Here is a 15,445-nt window from a genome sequence, read left to right as displayed (position 1 = left end):
AATATTCATCAGCCGTTATACGTTATTGCCTTGCGGTGACCTTGGAGAGTTCGAGTAAATTGGAGACCGCGTATTTATCCATAATACGTTTTTTGTAGGTGCTCACGGTTTTGTCACTGATGGACAAAATAGCGGCGACTTCTCGGTTGCTTTTTCCTTGCAATAAATAGTTCATGACGGCCGTTTCACGTTGTGACAATGACTGTGTTTGTTGCTGAGTAGAACGGGTCGGTACGAACTTAAAAAAGGAGTAGCCGTTGGCAATACCTTCCACGGCATCTTTTAGAATGCTGTGGTTTTCCGATTTGCATACATAGCCATCCGCTCCGAGTTTTAAGGCGATCTCACTAAACATTTGGCTGCTTTCAGCCGAAAAGAACAGCACTTTTCCTTTATAGCCTCGAGCAATCATGCGTCTGACTAAGTCGAAACCGTCATGATCGCCAAGATTGACGTCAACAATGATGAGATTGATGTCGTGCTGTTTAATCAGTGTTGTTACCTTAGACGCATCCATTTCCGTCTCAATGCTGTTGATGCAGGGCAGGTTGGTCAGTAGTGCTTTAATGGCAACACAAACTAAGGGATGATCATCTAAGATCAAGCAGTTAAAAGTAGACATAGTAAATTCCTATTGGATAGCGGCAAGATCTTGTACGGACATTGGGCGGTAACTGTAAAACCCTTGGCAGATATCAATGCCATAGGTTTTTAGTGTGTTCCAGGTGGTTTCGTTTTCCACGCCCTCAGCGACGACGCTGATCCCCAAGGCTTGCGCCAAACTGCAAACAAAACGAATGATTTGGCAGTTTTTCGGTTCGGTGATAAGGCCTTGCACAAATGAACGGTCAATTTTGATTTCATTGAACGGCAAAGCAGAGAGTTTTTTCAAAGATGAATGACCGGTGCCAAAGTCATCAATTGACACGCTAACGCCATTGATGCGCAAGCGTGAAAGGTTCTTAAACATGACGGTGCTATCAGAGTAGGTATCTCGCTCGGTGATCTCGATAGTGAACTGCTCCGGTGACACGCCATGCGCCCAGCAGGTGCTTAGAAACTCATCGGCAAAGGTCTCATTTTGCAGATTGACGTGGTCCACATTGAGTGAGACGTGACAATTAATTAACCCAGAACGAATATGAGCGATAGCGTGATAGAACACATTATCAAACAGTTCATGGAATAACTGGCAGCGTTCGATAATAGGCAAAAATAGCGCCGGTGAAACGATGCCGAACTGGGGGTGAACCCAGCGAGCAAGTGCTTCGACGCCAATAATTTCCTCACTGTCAAAATCGACTAAAGGCTGGTAATAATTGACGATTTGCCCTTGTGCTAAAGCGACCAGCACATCGCTTTCGCTGACTTCAACCGACTGGGGTTTCTGTGCGGGCTTTTCGACTGCAGTGACGCTCAGCAATAGCTGTTTAATCAGTGCCACTTTGTAAGGTTTACTGATTCCTGCGATCACTTTAAAGCTGAACGCGTGACACATAGAGCGAACTGCCGCCGTGATAGAGCGTTCCATCGCGCTAAGAATAATGACATGACCGGAATAGGCTTGTTGATTAAGCAGCGTTAATACTTCGATGCCGTCGTGTTCGGGCATTTGCAGATCGCAAAATACGATGTCGGTTTTATTTTTAGCGATCCAAGCTAACGCGTCCGAGCCGTGATTAAACGTTTGGATTTGTACGACACCTAAATGTCGCAAAGTTCTTTCAAGCAACGTCAGTTGCAATGGATTATCGTCGATAAGGACGATAGACATCTGCTCAATCATGATTATTGATCCAAGATATAGTGGTTTGAATTTCTGACTCCAATTGACCTACAAACTGGTTGATAGCTTGCTTAAATTGGTCGCCGCTTTGTTTCTCTATCGCAATCACCTGATCAACTAAGCCAGTAATTTGCAGTGCGGCAAGCCCACCTTTAATGTTGTGAAGGGCGCGTTTTTGTACTGGAGTAATTTTGTTGTTCGCCAGACTTTGCAGATCGTGGCGCATGGTATCGACAAACAACTGGGCAATCTGCTCTCGCTCACTAGAAGCAAAAGGCGTAAGCCATGCCGGAATGGCATCAACCGTTGACAACAGCGGTTGCAATGCAGCGGCAAACTGCTCAAGGTTATAAGGTTTCGTCAGCACAAAATTGATCCCACAGTCTTGTGCTTTGACTTGTGCAACGCGTTTATCATCGGCAGTGATCGCGATGATTGGTAAGTCACAGTAATGCGCGTGTTGGCGAACAAATCGCGCTAACTGTGGACCATCCATTTTAGGCATATGGAAATCACTGATTAGCACCTCAAAATCACTGCGCTGTTCTAGCCACTGTTTTGCCATTAATCCGTCATTAACCATTACAAAGTCCACACCTAATTCGCGTAATTGCATGTCTAAAATAGAGCGATTTAACGCATTGTCTTCAGCCACTAAAACTGACCCTGAAAGCCTCGGAAGCGCCAATTCGACAGGGGCAATTGAGGTCTGTCCGTCCTTGACGGCACGATACAGAAGGTCAGGGTACTTTTGCTCTAACGCAGTAAACTCAACCGCGGCTTGTTGTTGGCTTGCTGGCATATTGTCGACACAGGTTAGTGGTACTTGCCATATCTCCAACCAGGCTTTGGTTTGCTCTGGCAGCGAATCAAACGGCAGCGAATGCAACCAATGGTGTTCAGGCTGTTCCACCGCCTCGAATGGCAACGTCACCGTGATGGTCGTCCCGCAATTCGGTTCACTTTTTATACTCAGTTGCCCTTTCATTGTGCTGACCAGTTTGTCAACAATGGTCAGCCCTAAGCCGGTGCCACCGAATTCTCGTGTAATGGTGTCGTCAGCTTGAGTAAAGGGTTTAAGCACTTTGATTTGCTGTTCTTCACTCATTCCTATCCCCGAATCAGCAACCGACAAGATCATGGCGTGGTCGACAACCCGTGCCGAAAATTGCACAAAGCCTTGCGGAGTAAACTTAATTGCGTTCGAGAGCAAGTTGTTGATAATTTGCGTGACGCGTGTGCCATCAATGCAAACCAATCGTTGTGGAAAAGGCTTGATGTCGACGCGATATTGCAGAGACTTCAACTCGGCACGAGGCTCAAAGCTGCGTGCGCTTTCACAAAGAGTCGCGACCAGATCAATATCACTGGGATTGATGCTGATTTCACCCGAGTCGATTTTGGAAAAATCGAGGATCTCGTCCACCAATTGATTCAGATGCGAGATTGAGCGCTGAGCTTGCTCAACCATGCTGATCAGTGTTTGCTCCTTTAGCTTCATTTGCAAAAGGTCAAGCAGACCGTGAACGCCCGCGATCGGTGTGCGCAACTCATGACTCATGGTGGCGAGGAAGCGCTCTCGAGCTTCAACCGCGGATTGCGCATCCTGTTGTGCTTTGAGGTAGCCGTCCTCACGACGCTGTTGCTCGCTAATGTCTTGTATCACCGTGATGACATAAGGCTTGCCACTGGCGGTTGACTTAATCGCTTTACGCTCACGAGTGGCATGTTGAATATTTAGATGACAGCCGCTGGTGCGATGGGTCTGAGATAAGCGCTTGTTTTTAAATACCGTGCGCAGCTCTTGTGCATTGTCGGTAAGTGATTGTTGGGTGTCAGAATCTATTAGCTGGCAGCCCGAACAAGAACCATCACGCAGCTTTGAACAGTTGCTGAGTACCAGATTATTTTCGGTGTCATGGATGAAGACTAAGCTGCTGAGCTCTTGAATGATGCCCGTGAGCCAGAACTTCTCTTTTTCTTCATGATCAGCCAGTGATTCAGCCAGCTTGATTTTTAACCGCAGATTGTTGCGTCCAATGCAGCCAAAGGCGATCAGAACCAAAAATACGATAACAACGGCAATCGCAATGCGGGTGATTTCTGCCGTGTTGTAACCGTAATGAAGGTTAAATAGGCGGTAGCGCTGATTGATTTCTTCGACCTCTTGCGCATCAATGGTATCGAGTAACGCATTCATTAATTTGAGGATCTGACTGTTCGCTTTAGAGACAGCAAACGCCAAAGAGATCGACAGTGGTGCTCGGTTACCCAATAGAATGTCACTATCCACACCATTAGCAATAAAGGCGTGTGAAACATCCTCAGGTACATAAGCCACATCAATATCGCCTTCTTTCAAGGCTTCAACCATGTCAGAAAGGTCATTAAATCGAATCACTGATGAATCACGCCATGATTCCAAATGTACGATGCCTTGTTTTTGTAGACTGATTAAAACGCCGATTCTCCCGTTCTTTTCACCGGTTAATAGGCTTGAAGTCTCCATAGACACGTAATCTTGAGTGATAAATGGTTTCGTAATGTTCCAGTCCGTCGTGGGTGGTTCATTAGAGTAAGCAACCGGAACCAGATGCGCGGTAAAACCAGCCACGTCGCCCTTAGAGGTAATGGGAGAGTGATAGCTAAACTGCAACCCGGTGCGAGCTTTCAGTAACGCAAACAGATCAATAAGAAATCCTTGATTGACGCCCTCTTCATTGGTGTAGAAAAAAGGGTAGGCATTGCTGCTAGTGCTATAGGTAATAGGGCGTTGCTCGCCAAAGGTTTGGCGATATTGGCTGATCAATTTATTGGCAATATGGTAGCGATTACGAGAGGCAATCGAACGCACATTGAGCCCTTTTTCTTCCCATTCCAGAATATGGTTAAACTTGTCGACCAGTTGTTGATTGTCTTTGGTGGTCAGCAAGCGCATTTGCACTGGGGGCAAGGTGCTAGGAATCGACAGCAGACCGTCAGTGATGTTATGACGATCCAAATACTCGGAAATAGAAATAAATCCAGAGACGATGGCTTGTGCCTCACCATTTAGCACCGCTTGCATGGCTTGAGGAAAGTTGTCATAACGCTTCAGCGCTTTTGGCGAGTGCTTAAGGATATGTTGGCAAAATGTGGAGTTGGCAACACATGCCCACTCGATGCGTGACTGAGGCAGTTGTGCGAATCTTTCATCGCTATACCACTGTGCTACCGAGGACTCAAATATCGGTTTTGAAAACAGAAAGCGTTTTTCGCGTTCTGGTGTTCGACTAAACCCAAGCGCTCCGTCGATCTCTTTGTTCTCAACCGCATTTAAAATGTCGTCGATATTGCTAAAGGCTTTGAATGTGAAGTCCATATCTAATGCTCGCGCGATGTTATGCAGGTAATCAGAATTAATCGCGTAATGGGTCGTCAGATTGGCTTGATTGTGTTGTAGTGCGACAGAGTCTGTTGGGTTTTCAATGATCACCCCAAAAGTGAAGTGCTTTGAATATTGGGTAGAATGAGCCCAAGATGCTGGGCTAAAAACACCAACAATCAATAAAACTAGATAGCAAATGAGTTCGATAGGTCTGCGCACAATATTTACTCTACGGTTGAAAACCCGGCTAGATTAAGTCGTGAGCGTAATAAGTCAATTTGTGGCAATAATGTAAATTATGATTAAATTTATGTTTTAAAAGGATATTTCCGGGTCGTGTAGGACGGTTCTTACGTACGATTGTGATTACACTTACATGTGAGATTGAATTCTGTAACGATCCTTGCCCTGTTGACAGTGGCAAATTCTGTTGATTGAAAAGCGCTCTATAGAGAGCCGAGCAGTAGATAAGAAAGACTCACATCCCCGCGAACGAGCGACTCAATCGGCGTTCACATGGCACTGTCTTGCGGTTACATTTCTTGCGGTTACATTGTTACACCTGAGTAAAAGTATTTTCCTCTTGCGGGGAATTATCTTTATTGTGGAAACAAATATAATAGGCAGTTAACTCCGGTAAGCGACTGAGAGTGGGCATCAATAATCCCGTTGGCAGCAATCAAAAAACGAAGATATCGAAATGTGGAAAAACAGTAGTTATATCAGAAACAACATCAAGATGGCTTGGCCCATTGCTATTAACGCGCTCTTGATGCAAGGCATGTTGATGATCGATACCTTGTTGATTTCTCCTTTGGGCGAGGGGTCATTGGCGGCAATAGGGATTGCCAGTGCGATCGTGTTTTTGATGCTGGGGGTGCAAAATGCGTTGGCAACCGGTTCTCAAAACGTGTTATCTCGCGCAGTGGGTTCGGGAAAACAGAGCTTAATCAGTAAGTCGTTTTTATCTGGCGTCATCATTAATCTGTTGGTGGCGATCCTGTTTTTCTTATTGGTGACGTTTGCCAAGTGGCCAATCATTAAGTTATTAAGTCACGATGCGGCGCTTTATCCGGAAATTGATGCCTATCTGACCGTGATGAGTTATACCTTGATTCTCACTGGTATTTCTCAAGTGGCGATTGCTCTGTTTAATGCGATGGGCAAGACCAAACTCCCTCTGCTGAGTTACCTATTGACCATGCCGATCAATGCGGTGGTCTCTTACTATTTGATCTATGGATTCAATGACTTTACTGGCATGGGCGTAGAGGGAGCAGCGCTGGGATCGGTCATTGCTTTGCTGCTGAGAACGCTGTTTTTACTGGTGTGCTTAAAGTTTGAAAGCAGCTTGCAGTTCTCGTTATCACAAGCGATGCAGGGGATTGGGCGTAATATTTCTCTGCATTTCAAAGAGATTTTTCCTATTGCCGCCAATATGATGGTGTTAGCGATTGGGCTGGCTGCCTATAAGTTTTTATATACTCAACTTCCCACCGAAGCCTATGCCGCCGTGGTGATGGTCACGCCTTGGTTGTCAGCATTGGCGCAATTTGTGGTGGCTTGGGCGGTCTCTTCTGCCATTACTATCTCACAAGCGATTGGCGCGAATAAACTGGATACCCTTGAGGCGGACGTAAACTTAAGCATTAAAGTGACCATCGCCGTCTCTTTAATCATCTCTTTTGCTTCTTTTGTGTTGAGTTTGCTTATCGACAAAATCTACCCCGGACACTCAGCGGTGACCTATCAAGCGCTTGCGGCGATTGCTCCTCTGTATATTCTGATGCCTTTAATTCAAGGCTACGTCACGGTTCATGGACAGGTGTTGCGTGCCTTAGGGAAAACCACGGCGGTATTTAACATCAATTTTGTCACACGTTGGGTGATTGCCTTACCGCTGTTTGCTTTTGCGGTTTTGGTGCTCAATGCCTCTATCTTCTGGGTCTATGCCATTACGGTATTGGAGCAAATCTTGAAGATCCCACCGATGCGCAGTCAAGCTAGACGGTTCCTTAAGGAATTTGATAGTACTAAAGCGAGTAAATTGATGTATGACTAGTCCGAATTCGCAATTCGAGTGGGGTTGATTGAGTCTCGATTCAAAATGAATCCCAAATTGAGAATCGTAAATGTTGAATATAGTAACTGTCTGAAAATACGTTGGTTTTATAGTTGGTCTGTTTATTGAAATAGTGCTTGTACTCCTAAAAACTAAAGGAATACACAATGAGCAAACCGACTAAGCCAACGTCTGTAAAATATGGAGTTGCTGGTGTGATAGCAACAGCTCTGCTATTTCACAGCCATCTTTCTCAGGCCGACCCTTTTGATACCTGCCCCGAAAAAGCCTATCTGTTCCAGTCAAACCCTGTCCAAGTCTATGGGGTTAATCTGGCAACCGGCACCACCAATTTACTTCAAGGCGATACCGGTCTTGATGCCAACATCAATGGCGTCGGTTTTGATTTTGATAACCGCTACTTGTATGGCTACGACACCTCCAATCGACAATTGGTGCGACTCAATAAAGAGTTTAAAGCGCAAACTCTCAATACCACGGGTTTACCAACGGGTCATACCTTCTATGTCGGCGATGTCCACAACAGCGTGTATTACCTTTACAGAAAAGGTAAAGGGCTGTTCACCGTCGACTTGTCGCCCCTTGAAGCGGATCCTTTAGCCACCTTGACCGTCAATCAAGTCTCCAGTCGTGCGGTAGTTAACCTCACCGATATGGCATTCAATCCGGTGGATGACAAACTGTATGGTGTTGATAACAACTCTGGTCTGCTTTATGAATTTGACCCAACCACAGGGCAAGAGAGCCTAGTTGGTGATACCGGACAATTAGGCACCTTTGGCGCTGGTTACTTTGATGTTGACGGCTATTACTATGTATCACGTAACCAAGATGGTCAGATTTATCGTATTGACCTGACGGAAGCGAATCTGGGAACTGGCGATGCTTCGGTGGGCAATGCTTCGGCAGGTAATGCTACGGCGGAAAATGTCACGGCGGTGAAATTCGCCGACGGTCCTTACTCGAATCAAAATGACGGCGCACGCTGTGCCTATGCGCCGATAGTCGGGTCTGACTCCAATATTGATTTTGGCGATGCCCCAGTGACCTACGCCACCAAGCTCACCGACAACGGTGCAAGGCATGAGTTGGACGGCGTGACTTGGTTGGGAACATCAGCGCCTGATGGTGAGTCAGATGGTCTTGAGTACAACCTACGGGATGATGAAACCGGCATAGATGATGAAAACGGGATTGGTTTTGTCACCGCCGTTGAACCGGGATTAGATAGTATCATTGCGGTGAATGCGTCCACGTCAGGCTATCTCTCTGCTTGGATTGATTGGAATCAAGACGGCGACTTTGCTGACCAAGGCGAGCAGGTGTTTGCGGATAAGTGGATAGAGCAAGGCAATCAGTCTCTGATCTTTACTGCCGATATTGACGCACAGATAGGCTCAACCTGGAGTCGCTTTCGTTTTAGCCAACAACAAGGTCTCTCTTACGATGGCGGTTCGACCTCGGGTGAGGTGGAGGACCATACGCTAGAAGTGACCGGAGAGGGGCTGTCTATTCGTCATTATCCTGATGCGACAGGTTTTGCGACCGTTGCGTTTGAAGACAACTGGCCATACACCGCCGATTACGACATGAATGATGTGGTTGTGCGCTATCGCATTACAGAGATCCTGCGCAATGGGTCAGTGATTAAGTCCAAAGTCGAAGGTTATCTGGGCGCGGTGGGAGCTTCTTATCACAATGGCTTTGCTTTGCGCTTACAGGGACTGAATCGCTCGCAGATCGATACCGCCACCACCAGACAGATCCACAACGGTATTACGCTTGAGCAGAGTGGCTTAGAGGCGATCTCCAATGAAGCGATCTTTATCATTAGCGAGGATACATCGCTGTATAAAACGCAAGGCTGTGAATTCCATCGCACCTTAGTGTCTTGTATGGGTCAAGAGTCAGTACAGCTTAACTTTGAGCTGCATATCAATATGCTTGAGGGGACAGACACTGCAAGTTTGCTCTCAATGCCTTATGACCCGTTTATCTTTGCCACCCCCGGTTTTTATCATGGCGAGGGTTATTTGACACCGGGACGTAGCTGGGAAGTACATCTGCCCGACTATGCACCAACCGAGCAGTTTGACGCGCAACTGTTCGCAGGGCTTGGCAGCGATGTAAGCGATTCGGATAGCAATGTCTATTTCAAAACAGCCGGTAACCTTCCTTGGGCGTTGTTTATCAATGATGAGTGGCAGTGGCCAACGGAACGGACCGATCTGGTTGAGGCGTACCCCAACTTTGCACAGTACGCAGAATCAGCTGGCACGGCGTCACTCAACTGGTTTCAATCTCAATTCGCCACCCCTGGCAAATGTTATCAACCTTAGGAGAGAACGATGAAAAACGTAATGATGTTAATAGCGGCACTCGGCTTGATAACTGCGTGCGGTGGCAGCGGTGGCGGTGGCAGTAAATCCAGTGCGAGCCCTGATCCAGCGCCAGAAGTTGCAGCTATTGAAGAAGCGACTGAAGAAGTGATTGAAGTAATCGAACCCGTGGTCGTGAGTATGCAAGAACTGCAAGTTCCGGATGAGTTTGACTATCAGCCTTTTACTGACTTTACCTTAGATGTGGACTTGAGTAATGAGTTAACCCAACGCGCCTTTGTCTCAGTCTACACCGAATTTGAGCAGGGAGAATCAGGCAGTTGGACGGCTAACTATGACAGCAAAGTTGCCTCACAGTCACTTTCCAACGGTCAGGCGTCACTGAGCTTCACCAGTGCTGAACATATTAGCCAATTTTTAGTGGAGATATGGACCTATGATGGCAATGCGCCACAGCAGAAAGTGCTAGAAGGGAGCAGCGAAACACTTTATTGGTAGTTGATACCAGCGCAAAACGATATTCAAACCCAAAACCCATATTACCGAAAAGTCAGCGTCCTTCGTGTCGCTGACTTTTTGTGTCTAGCGTCTCTGATTGAGTCGCAGTACAAGATTCTATTTGAGATTGTCGCAAACTATCCTAGCTTGTAGATACAAAACATATGCACCTTCATTTATAAAGCGTCGCTTATACGTCAGTAACTTAATGATCTTAATTGGCTGGGCAGCAAGGTGACTGGTCTTAAGGAGAGAGGCCCATGGTAGAGAGAATTTTAAAGACGCCTTGGTTTGTCGGGCTAGATGAATTTAGGTCTTTGATGCTCTATCAGGCATTAAGGCTCAGATTTGCCAGAAATTTCATTTTAAGTGCCATGGTGCTCACCCTGCTTATTGGGTTAGTAGCGGTTAAGTCTTTATCCGTATTGGTTGCCACCCAGAAAGAGATGCTCGATAGTCGAGCTCAATCGACGATCGAAATTGTTCGTACCATCATACATAAAGATCTCAATGTACTGATTGATGATGTGTCGTTTCTTGCGGATCAAATAACGCAGTCTGGGTATTTGTACAGCACGAACCCCGAGGCAAGAGCGTCGATTGAGAAGCTATTTATCAGTGAGTTGGTAACGCATTCCTACTACGATCAAGCACGAATACTTGATGCCAAAGGGCAAGAGCTTATTCGAGTCAATTATAACGAGGGCAATCCATTTTCGGTTGATAAGACTCAGCTGCAAGATAAATCAGGGCGCTACTATTATAATGCCGCTCTCAACTTACAGCCGGGGGAATTTTACCTCTCTAAGCTAGATCTCAATATTGAAAATGGTGTTATCGAGTTACCAATGAAGCCAACCCTGCGAGTGTCTCTGCCTATCTGGGGGGAAAATCAACAGATCGTGGCGATGGTGGTGATCAATTATAACGCGACCCAAGTGTTGCAGTTGATTCAGCTTAATCTTAATAGCGTGCAGGGTGATGCGATGCTATTTGATAACGATGGTCACTGGCTACTGAAAGACAATGAATCGGTTAACTGGAGTTTCCAATTAGGCGGTGATCGATCCTTTAAGGAGAGTGATAGCGATATTTGGCATCAAATTCATGGTTTCCAATCCAATCAGTTTGATTTCGGCGAGCAGCATTATGTCAGTGACACGATTAATTTGCAGACCGCGAACGCATCCAACTTAATCAACGCTTCCGCTTTGGGAGACATCCATTGGAAGTTGGTCATTGCTTATCAGAAGCCGACAATTGGCTGGGCATTTTTTATTAACAACTCAGCTCTGGCTCTGTTTTTTGTCGGTATCTATCCCTTGTGCGCGCTGTTGGCGCTGACTTTGTGTATACAAGATATTAAGCGTAAGAATGCCGAGTTGGAGTTAGTGAATCTGACACATTCGTTGGAAGAACAGGTTGAGCGAAGAACTCGTGAATTGATAGTGACGCAAGATGCGACCATTGAGTGCTTAGCGGATTTAGCCGAAACCAGAGACAATGAAACTGGTGGTCATATTCGGCGTACCCGAAATTACATTCGTTTACTACTCGATGAGTTGATGTTTGACTCTCCGTATAAATCTCAACTCACGCCAAAAATCTGCAAATTGATCGTTCGCTCTGCGCCTTTGCATGATATCGGCAAGGTGGGTATTTCTGACAGCATCTTATTGAAGCCGGGCAAATTGACCGACGATGAATTTAAAATTATGAAAACACATACTTTGCTGGGATTTCAGGCGTTGGATAATGCCAAGAGAACCATCTGTACTCAGTCCACCGATAAGATCAATTTTTTAAGTTACGCCTGTGATATTGCTTTGTGTCACCATGAAAAGTGGGATGGCAGTGGTTATCCAAAAGGTCTCAAAGGGGAGGAGATTCCACTTGCTGCAAGATTAATGTCGCTGGCTGATGTCTATGATGCGTTGGTATCCAAACGGGTTTACAAGCCCGCATTTGAGAGGGCGGAAGTGGAAGATATTATTCTCAACAAGAGTGTGGGGCATTTTGATCCGGTGTTGCTCAACGCTTTTGCCAAGCTTAAAGATGAGTTTTGGACCATCCATGTTAAATATCGTGATTAATCAATACTGTTGTGATTAATCAATACTGTTGTGGCTAAAGCATCACTATCGCGATAAACCCTAACGCCGCTCAGCCGTAAGGGCAGGGCTGAGCGGCATCACCTCAAATCCATTCAATTATTGACCGCGACCATTCACCATCACTGATAGTGTTTTGAAAATAATGCTTACATCAGTCAAGATCCAAGTGCGAAAAGACATTAAGGATAGGGCATAGCCGTGGTCAAAACCGACCTTGCTACGAACATCTTCGATACAGGCGTCATAGCCTTGATTCACTTGAGCTAATCCTGTGATGCCGGGAAGGACCCCATAAGTGCGCTCAGTAAAGAACGGAATGTTTGACTCAAGGTTTTGATAGAAATCGGGTCTCTCAGGTCGAGGACCAATCAAAGACATATCGCCAGCCAGTACATTAATAAATTGCGGTAACTCATCAAGGCGACTTTTGCGTAAAAAGCGACCGACGCGGGTGATGCGAGGGTCATCTTTGGTCGCCCATTGCGCCCCTTTGACGGATTCTGCATCGCTGACCATGGTTCGGAACTTCAACACATAAATCAAGGTCATTCTATCTGGCATGGATACACCAACGCGCAATTGGCGATAGAAGATAGGACCCGCTGAGTCCCATTTGATAGCAAGGGCAATAAAGGGAAACACCATCGCAAGTATCAACATGCCAACAGCAGCGCCAATGAGGTCAACGATACGTTTTGCACGTAATACAAGTGCGATGTGACTAGGTTGTTTTAGAGAATTGATATGTTCCATTATTGACTCCCTTTATTGACGGGTTTGTTGGTGCAAGTACGGTGAGTGCGCTTGGTGAGATACTCAAGCCCACCAATAAAATTGGCCCAGTGACCCAGCAAAAGATAACGCAGCAAAGCAAACGGCTTTAAGCGAGCCAAAGCGGGTTGGTAGTGAGCAATAATGCCCAGTGTGTAGGCAATGATTTGCAACGCAAAGCTGATAACCAACAGCGGATGTGCCAGCAGCATGGCGTTACTCAATAAACAAATAAGCATCAGATAAGGCGTGATTAGGCGCAGCCCTTTGCTGGACACAAAACTAAACGCGGTCATGCCGTATTTGGGGGACAATAGGTCTTTGAGCCACAGTGTTTGCTGCATATTGCCCGCCGAGATACGCAATCGACGCGAAAAGTCTTGCTGGTCATCGCTGCCCTCAAGTTCAATGGCATTAAGTTGAGTGGCATGCACCACTTGATAACCTTTTCTGATGACTTGCATCGGGATAACAAAATCATCATTGATGGTATCAGGATCAAGCGCTGAGAACAGGTGAGTGCGAATCGCATACAGTGCGCCGTGTGCGCCAATGACTGCGCCTAATGCCGCTTCTTGTTGCTTGATCTTACTTTGGTACTGCCAGTAACTTGCCTCTCCCTGACTGCTCGCTTGATAGAGTTGGTAGTGAGAATTAACCGCGCCCACAGAGGGATTGTTCATTTGTTCGGCAATTAACAATAACGCATCAATAGAGATGATCGCCGAGGTGTCGGTCAAGACCGTCACATCGCTATCAAGCTGAGGTATGATCTGATTTAACAGCGCAACCTTGCCGATATTCTGCTTAAGTTCTAACACTTCAAAATAGGTATCGGCACAGATCGCTTCTTGGATGGTGGACTGAGCCAGTATCACGGTTTCGTCGGTGCATCCATCGCAGACAATCATCACTTTAAGACGGTTTTTGGGATAATCTAACGCCGCAAGGTTACGGATTTTTTCGGCTATCCACTGCGCCTCATTGTAAGCCGGCATCACGATGGTGATGGTGGGCAAGTGATTATCACTCACCTTCACCTGAAAGTTTCGCTGCTGAACCGATTGAGGCTTCAGCGGATGTTTTTTTATGTACCAAGCCAATAGCAGCGGGTATCCAATATGATGATAGAGAATTAACACTGCGCTAAGCGTGAATAAGCCAAACCAGAACCATTCCATAATACGACCTCAATCCATTAAACGTTAAATGAAAGCGCACGATACGCGGCTGACATCGTTGTTAAGCTGTTGTTGTGTAATATAAATTCTCGCGGCTGTTGAGAGTCCGCTTGTCGAGAAACTGTTTGTTGAGAATCCATTTGTTGAGAGAGCATGGCTTCAATTTTGTGTTGCAAGGCAAATGTTCTGCCAGCTTTCACCACGCCACTGGTCACGGGACACGCGGTTTCTTTTGCGCCACCCACATTGGTCACTAAAACTGGCGTGTTGCAAGCTTGAGCTTCGAGTGGGGATAAGGGAAAGCCCTCACACAACGAGGGTAGACAGAACAGATCTAACGCCTGGTAAAAGCGCGGCATCTCCTCACATAACCCAAGGAAATGCACTCGATTCGCCATATTTAGTTGCTGTGAAAGCTGTTTAAGTGGCTGTTGTTGACTGCCATGCCCCGCAACCACTAAGTGGATTTTCGGATCTAGCCGCTGTAAGGCGTTGATTAGGTATCGCTGTCCTTTGACGGGCTCTAAACGTCCAGCGCAACCCACCAAGGTTTTATCCAAGGGGAGTGCGAGAGATTGGCGTGCCGCGATTTGATCACCGGGCACAAACTTTTCGGTATCAATGCCGTTTTTAATCACGTAGGGATTCAGTTGCGGGAACAGCTTTTTTAGTTGTTGACCAACAAACTCGGCATCGGCGACGACTTTGGGCTTAACGAGGTTGAAAGCCACGGACTGCATTTTGCGATGTTTATCCGAATTTAGATGCCACGCATCATGCTCGGTATGTATGCAGACCGGAGTGCGGGCGAGTCGCGCTGCTATTCCACCGTAAAGCAGAGGCCCAATATGATGAGTATGCACGGTATAGGGATTAAGGCGTTTGAAGACGCGGTATAACTGCTTTACTAACTGGTACTGACGTCCGGGTTGCTTATTCATAAACAGCAGTCTGGATTGAAACGGCTTGAGCCTCGGCCAGTGAGCAATGGCTTGATCAATATTTCCCTCAAGACTAATGATAAAGGTGTTTGAGTGATGTCTTGAATGGTTGAGCAACTCTAGTACCAAGGTTTCAATACCACCCGGAGCAAGGTGTTGCACAATATGCACCGTGGTGTCTTTGCCGTGATGATCAGTAGTGTCTGGGCGTCTCATAGAAAGCATAATCAGTGATTCCTTTTTTGTGCTCATAGCCAAACAATGCATAACAAATGCCAGAATTATTTTATGTTTAAATACAGAGAGTTAAGTTTAATTGTGAGTTGTTCGTGTCCCTTGCTGCAATCTGATTTTCATTTTGACAA

General features: G+C 46.2%; 10 protein-coding genes. 4 read left to right on the top strand and 6 right to left on the bottom strand.

What is annotated here, in order from left to right; genetic code table 11:
• Nucleotides 1-22: 22 nt before the first annotated feature.
• Genes L9Q39_RS18200 through L9Q39_RS18190 form a run of 3 tightly spaced genes read right to left on the bottom strand, consistent with a single transcriptional unit; the run spans nt 23 to nt 5,372 of the window.
• Nucleotides 23-622: a response regulator transcription factor gene (locus L9Q39_RS18200; protein ID WP_237486503.1), complete on the bottom strand. Its 600-nt coding sequence runs from the start codon at nt 620-622 to the stop codon at nt 23-25.
• A gap of 9 nt (nt 623-631) precedes the next feature.
• On the bottom strand, nt 632-1,786 hold the full coding sequence (locus L9Q39_RS18195) for an EAL domain-containing response regulator (protein WP_237486502.1): 1,155 nt from the start codon (nt 1,784-1,786) through the stop codon (nt 632-634).
• The gene (locus tag L9Q39_RS18190; RefSeq protein WP_237486501.1) at nt 1,779-5,372 is read right to left on the bottom strand and encodes an ATP-binding protein; all 3,594 of its coding nucleotides are present in this window, start codon (nt 5,370-5,372) and stop codon (nt 1,779-1,781) included. Before L9Q39_RS18190 ends, L9Q39_RS18195 begins: the two co-directional genes overlap by 8 nt.
• Nucleotides 5,373-5,892: 520 nt before the next feature.
• On the opposite strand from L9Q39_RS18190, the gene L9Q39_RS18185 reads away from it, so the two are divergent.
• The 4 genes from L9Q39_RS18185 to L9Q39_RS18170 all read left to right on the top strand — a co-directional run bounded on the left by L9Q39_RS18185 (nt 5,893) and on the right by L9Q39_RS18170 (nt 12,166).
• Nucleotides 5,893-7,215: an MATE family efflux transporter gene (locus tag L9Q39_RS18185; protein WP_253073295.1), complete on the top strand. Its 1,323-nt coding sequence runs from the start codon at nt 5,893-5,895 to the stop codon at nt 7,213-7,215.
• A gap of 167 nt (nt 7,216-7,382) precedes the next feature.
• The gene (locus L9Q39_RS18180) at nt 7,383-9,575 is read left to right on the top strand and encodes an LruC domain-containing protein (RefSeq protein ID WP_237486500.1); all 2,193 of its coding nucleotides are present in this window, start codon (nt 7,383-7,385) and stop codon (nt 9,573-9,575) included.
• Between the two features lie 9 nt (nt 9,576-9,584).
• Nucleotides 9,585-10,073 carry a hypothetical protein gene (locus tag L9Q39_RS18175; RefSeq protein ID WP_237486499.1) on the top strand — a complete coding sequence of 163 codons (489 nt, stop codon included), beginning with the start codon at nt 9,585-9,587 and terminating at the stop codon, nt 10,071-10,073.
• A gap of 260 nt (nt 10,074-10,333) precedes the next feature.
• Nucleotides 10,334-12,166, top strand: a complete 1,833-nt coding sequence (locus L9Q39_RS18170) for an HD domain-containing phosphohydrolase (RefSeq protein WP_237486498.1) — start codon at nt 10,334-10,336, stop codon at nt 12,164-12,166.
• A gap of 117 nt (nt 12,167-12,283) precedes the next feature.
• Here the strand turns inward: L9Q39_RS18170 and L9Q39_RS18165 are convergent, their stop codons facing one another.
• From L9Q39_RS18165 to L9Q39_RS18155, 3 genes are read right to left on the bottom strand one after another with little or no spacing between them, the layout of a single operon-like run.
• The gene (locus L9Q39_RS18165; RefSeq protein WP_237486497.1) at nt 12,284-12,940 is read right to left on the bottom strand and encodes a sugar transferase; all 657 of its coding nucleotides are present in this window, start codon (nt 12,938-12,940) and stop codon (nt 12,284-12,286) included.
• The gene (locus L9Q39_RS18160) at nt 12,940-14,139 is read right to left on the bottom strand and encodes a glycosyltransferase family 2 protein (RefSeq protein WP_237486496.1); all 1,200 of its coding nucleotides are present in this window, start codon (nt 14,137-14,139) and stop codon (nt 12,940-12,942) included. Before L9Q39_RS18160 ends, L9Q39_RS18165 begins: the two co-directional genes overlap by 1 nt.
• Nucleotides 14,140-14,156: 17 nt before the next feature.
• Entirely contained in the window at nt 14,157-15,305 is a 1,149-nt protein-coding gene (locus L9Q39_RS18155) for a glycosyltransferase (protein ID WP_237486495.1), read from the bottom strand.
• Nucleotides 15,306-15,445: the final 140 nt, after the last annotated feature.

Source organism: Vibrio hippocampi (assembly GCF_921292975.1).
In the GTDB taxonomy this organism is placed as follows: Bacteria; Pseudomonadota; Gammaproteobacteria; order Enterobacterales; family Vibrionaceae; genus Vibrio; species Vibrio hippocampi.
This window is presented reverse-complemented; position numbering and strand designations above follow the sequence as displayed.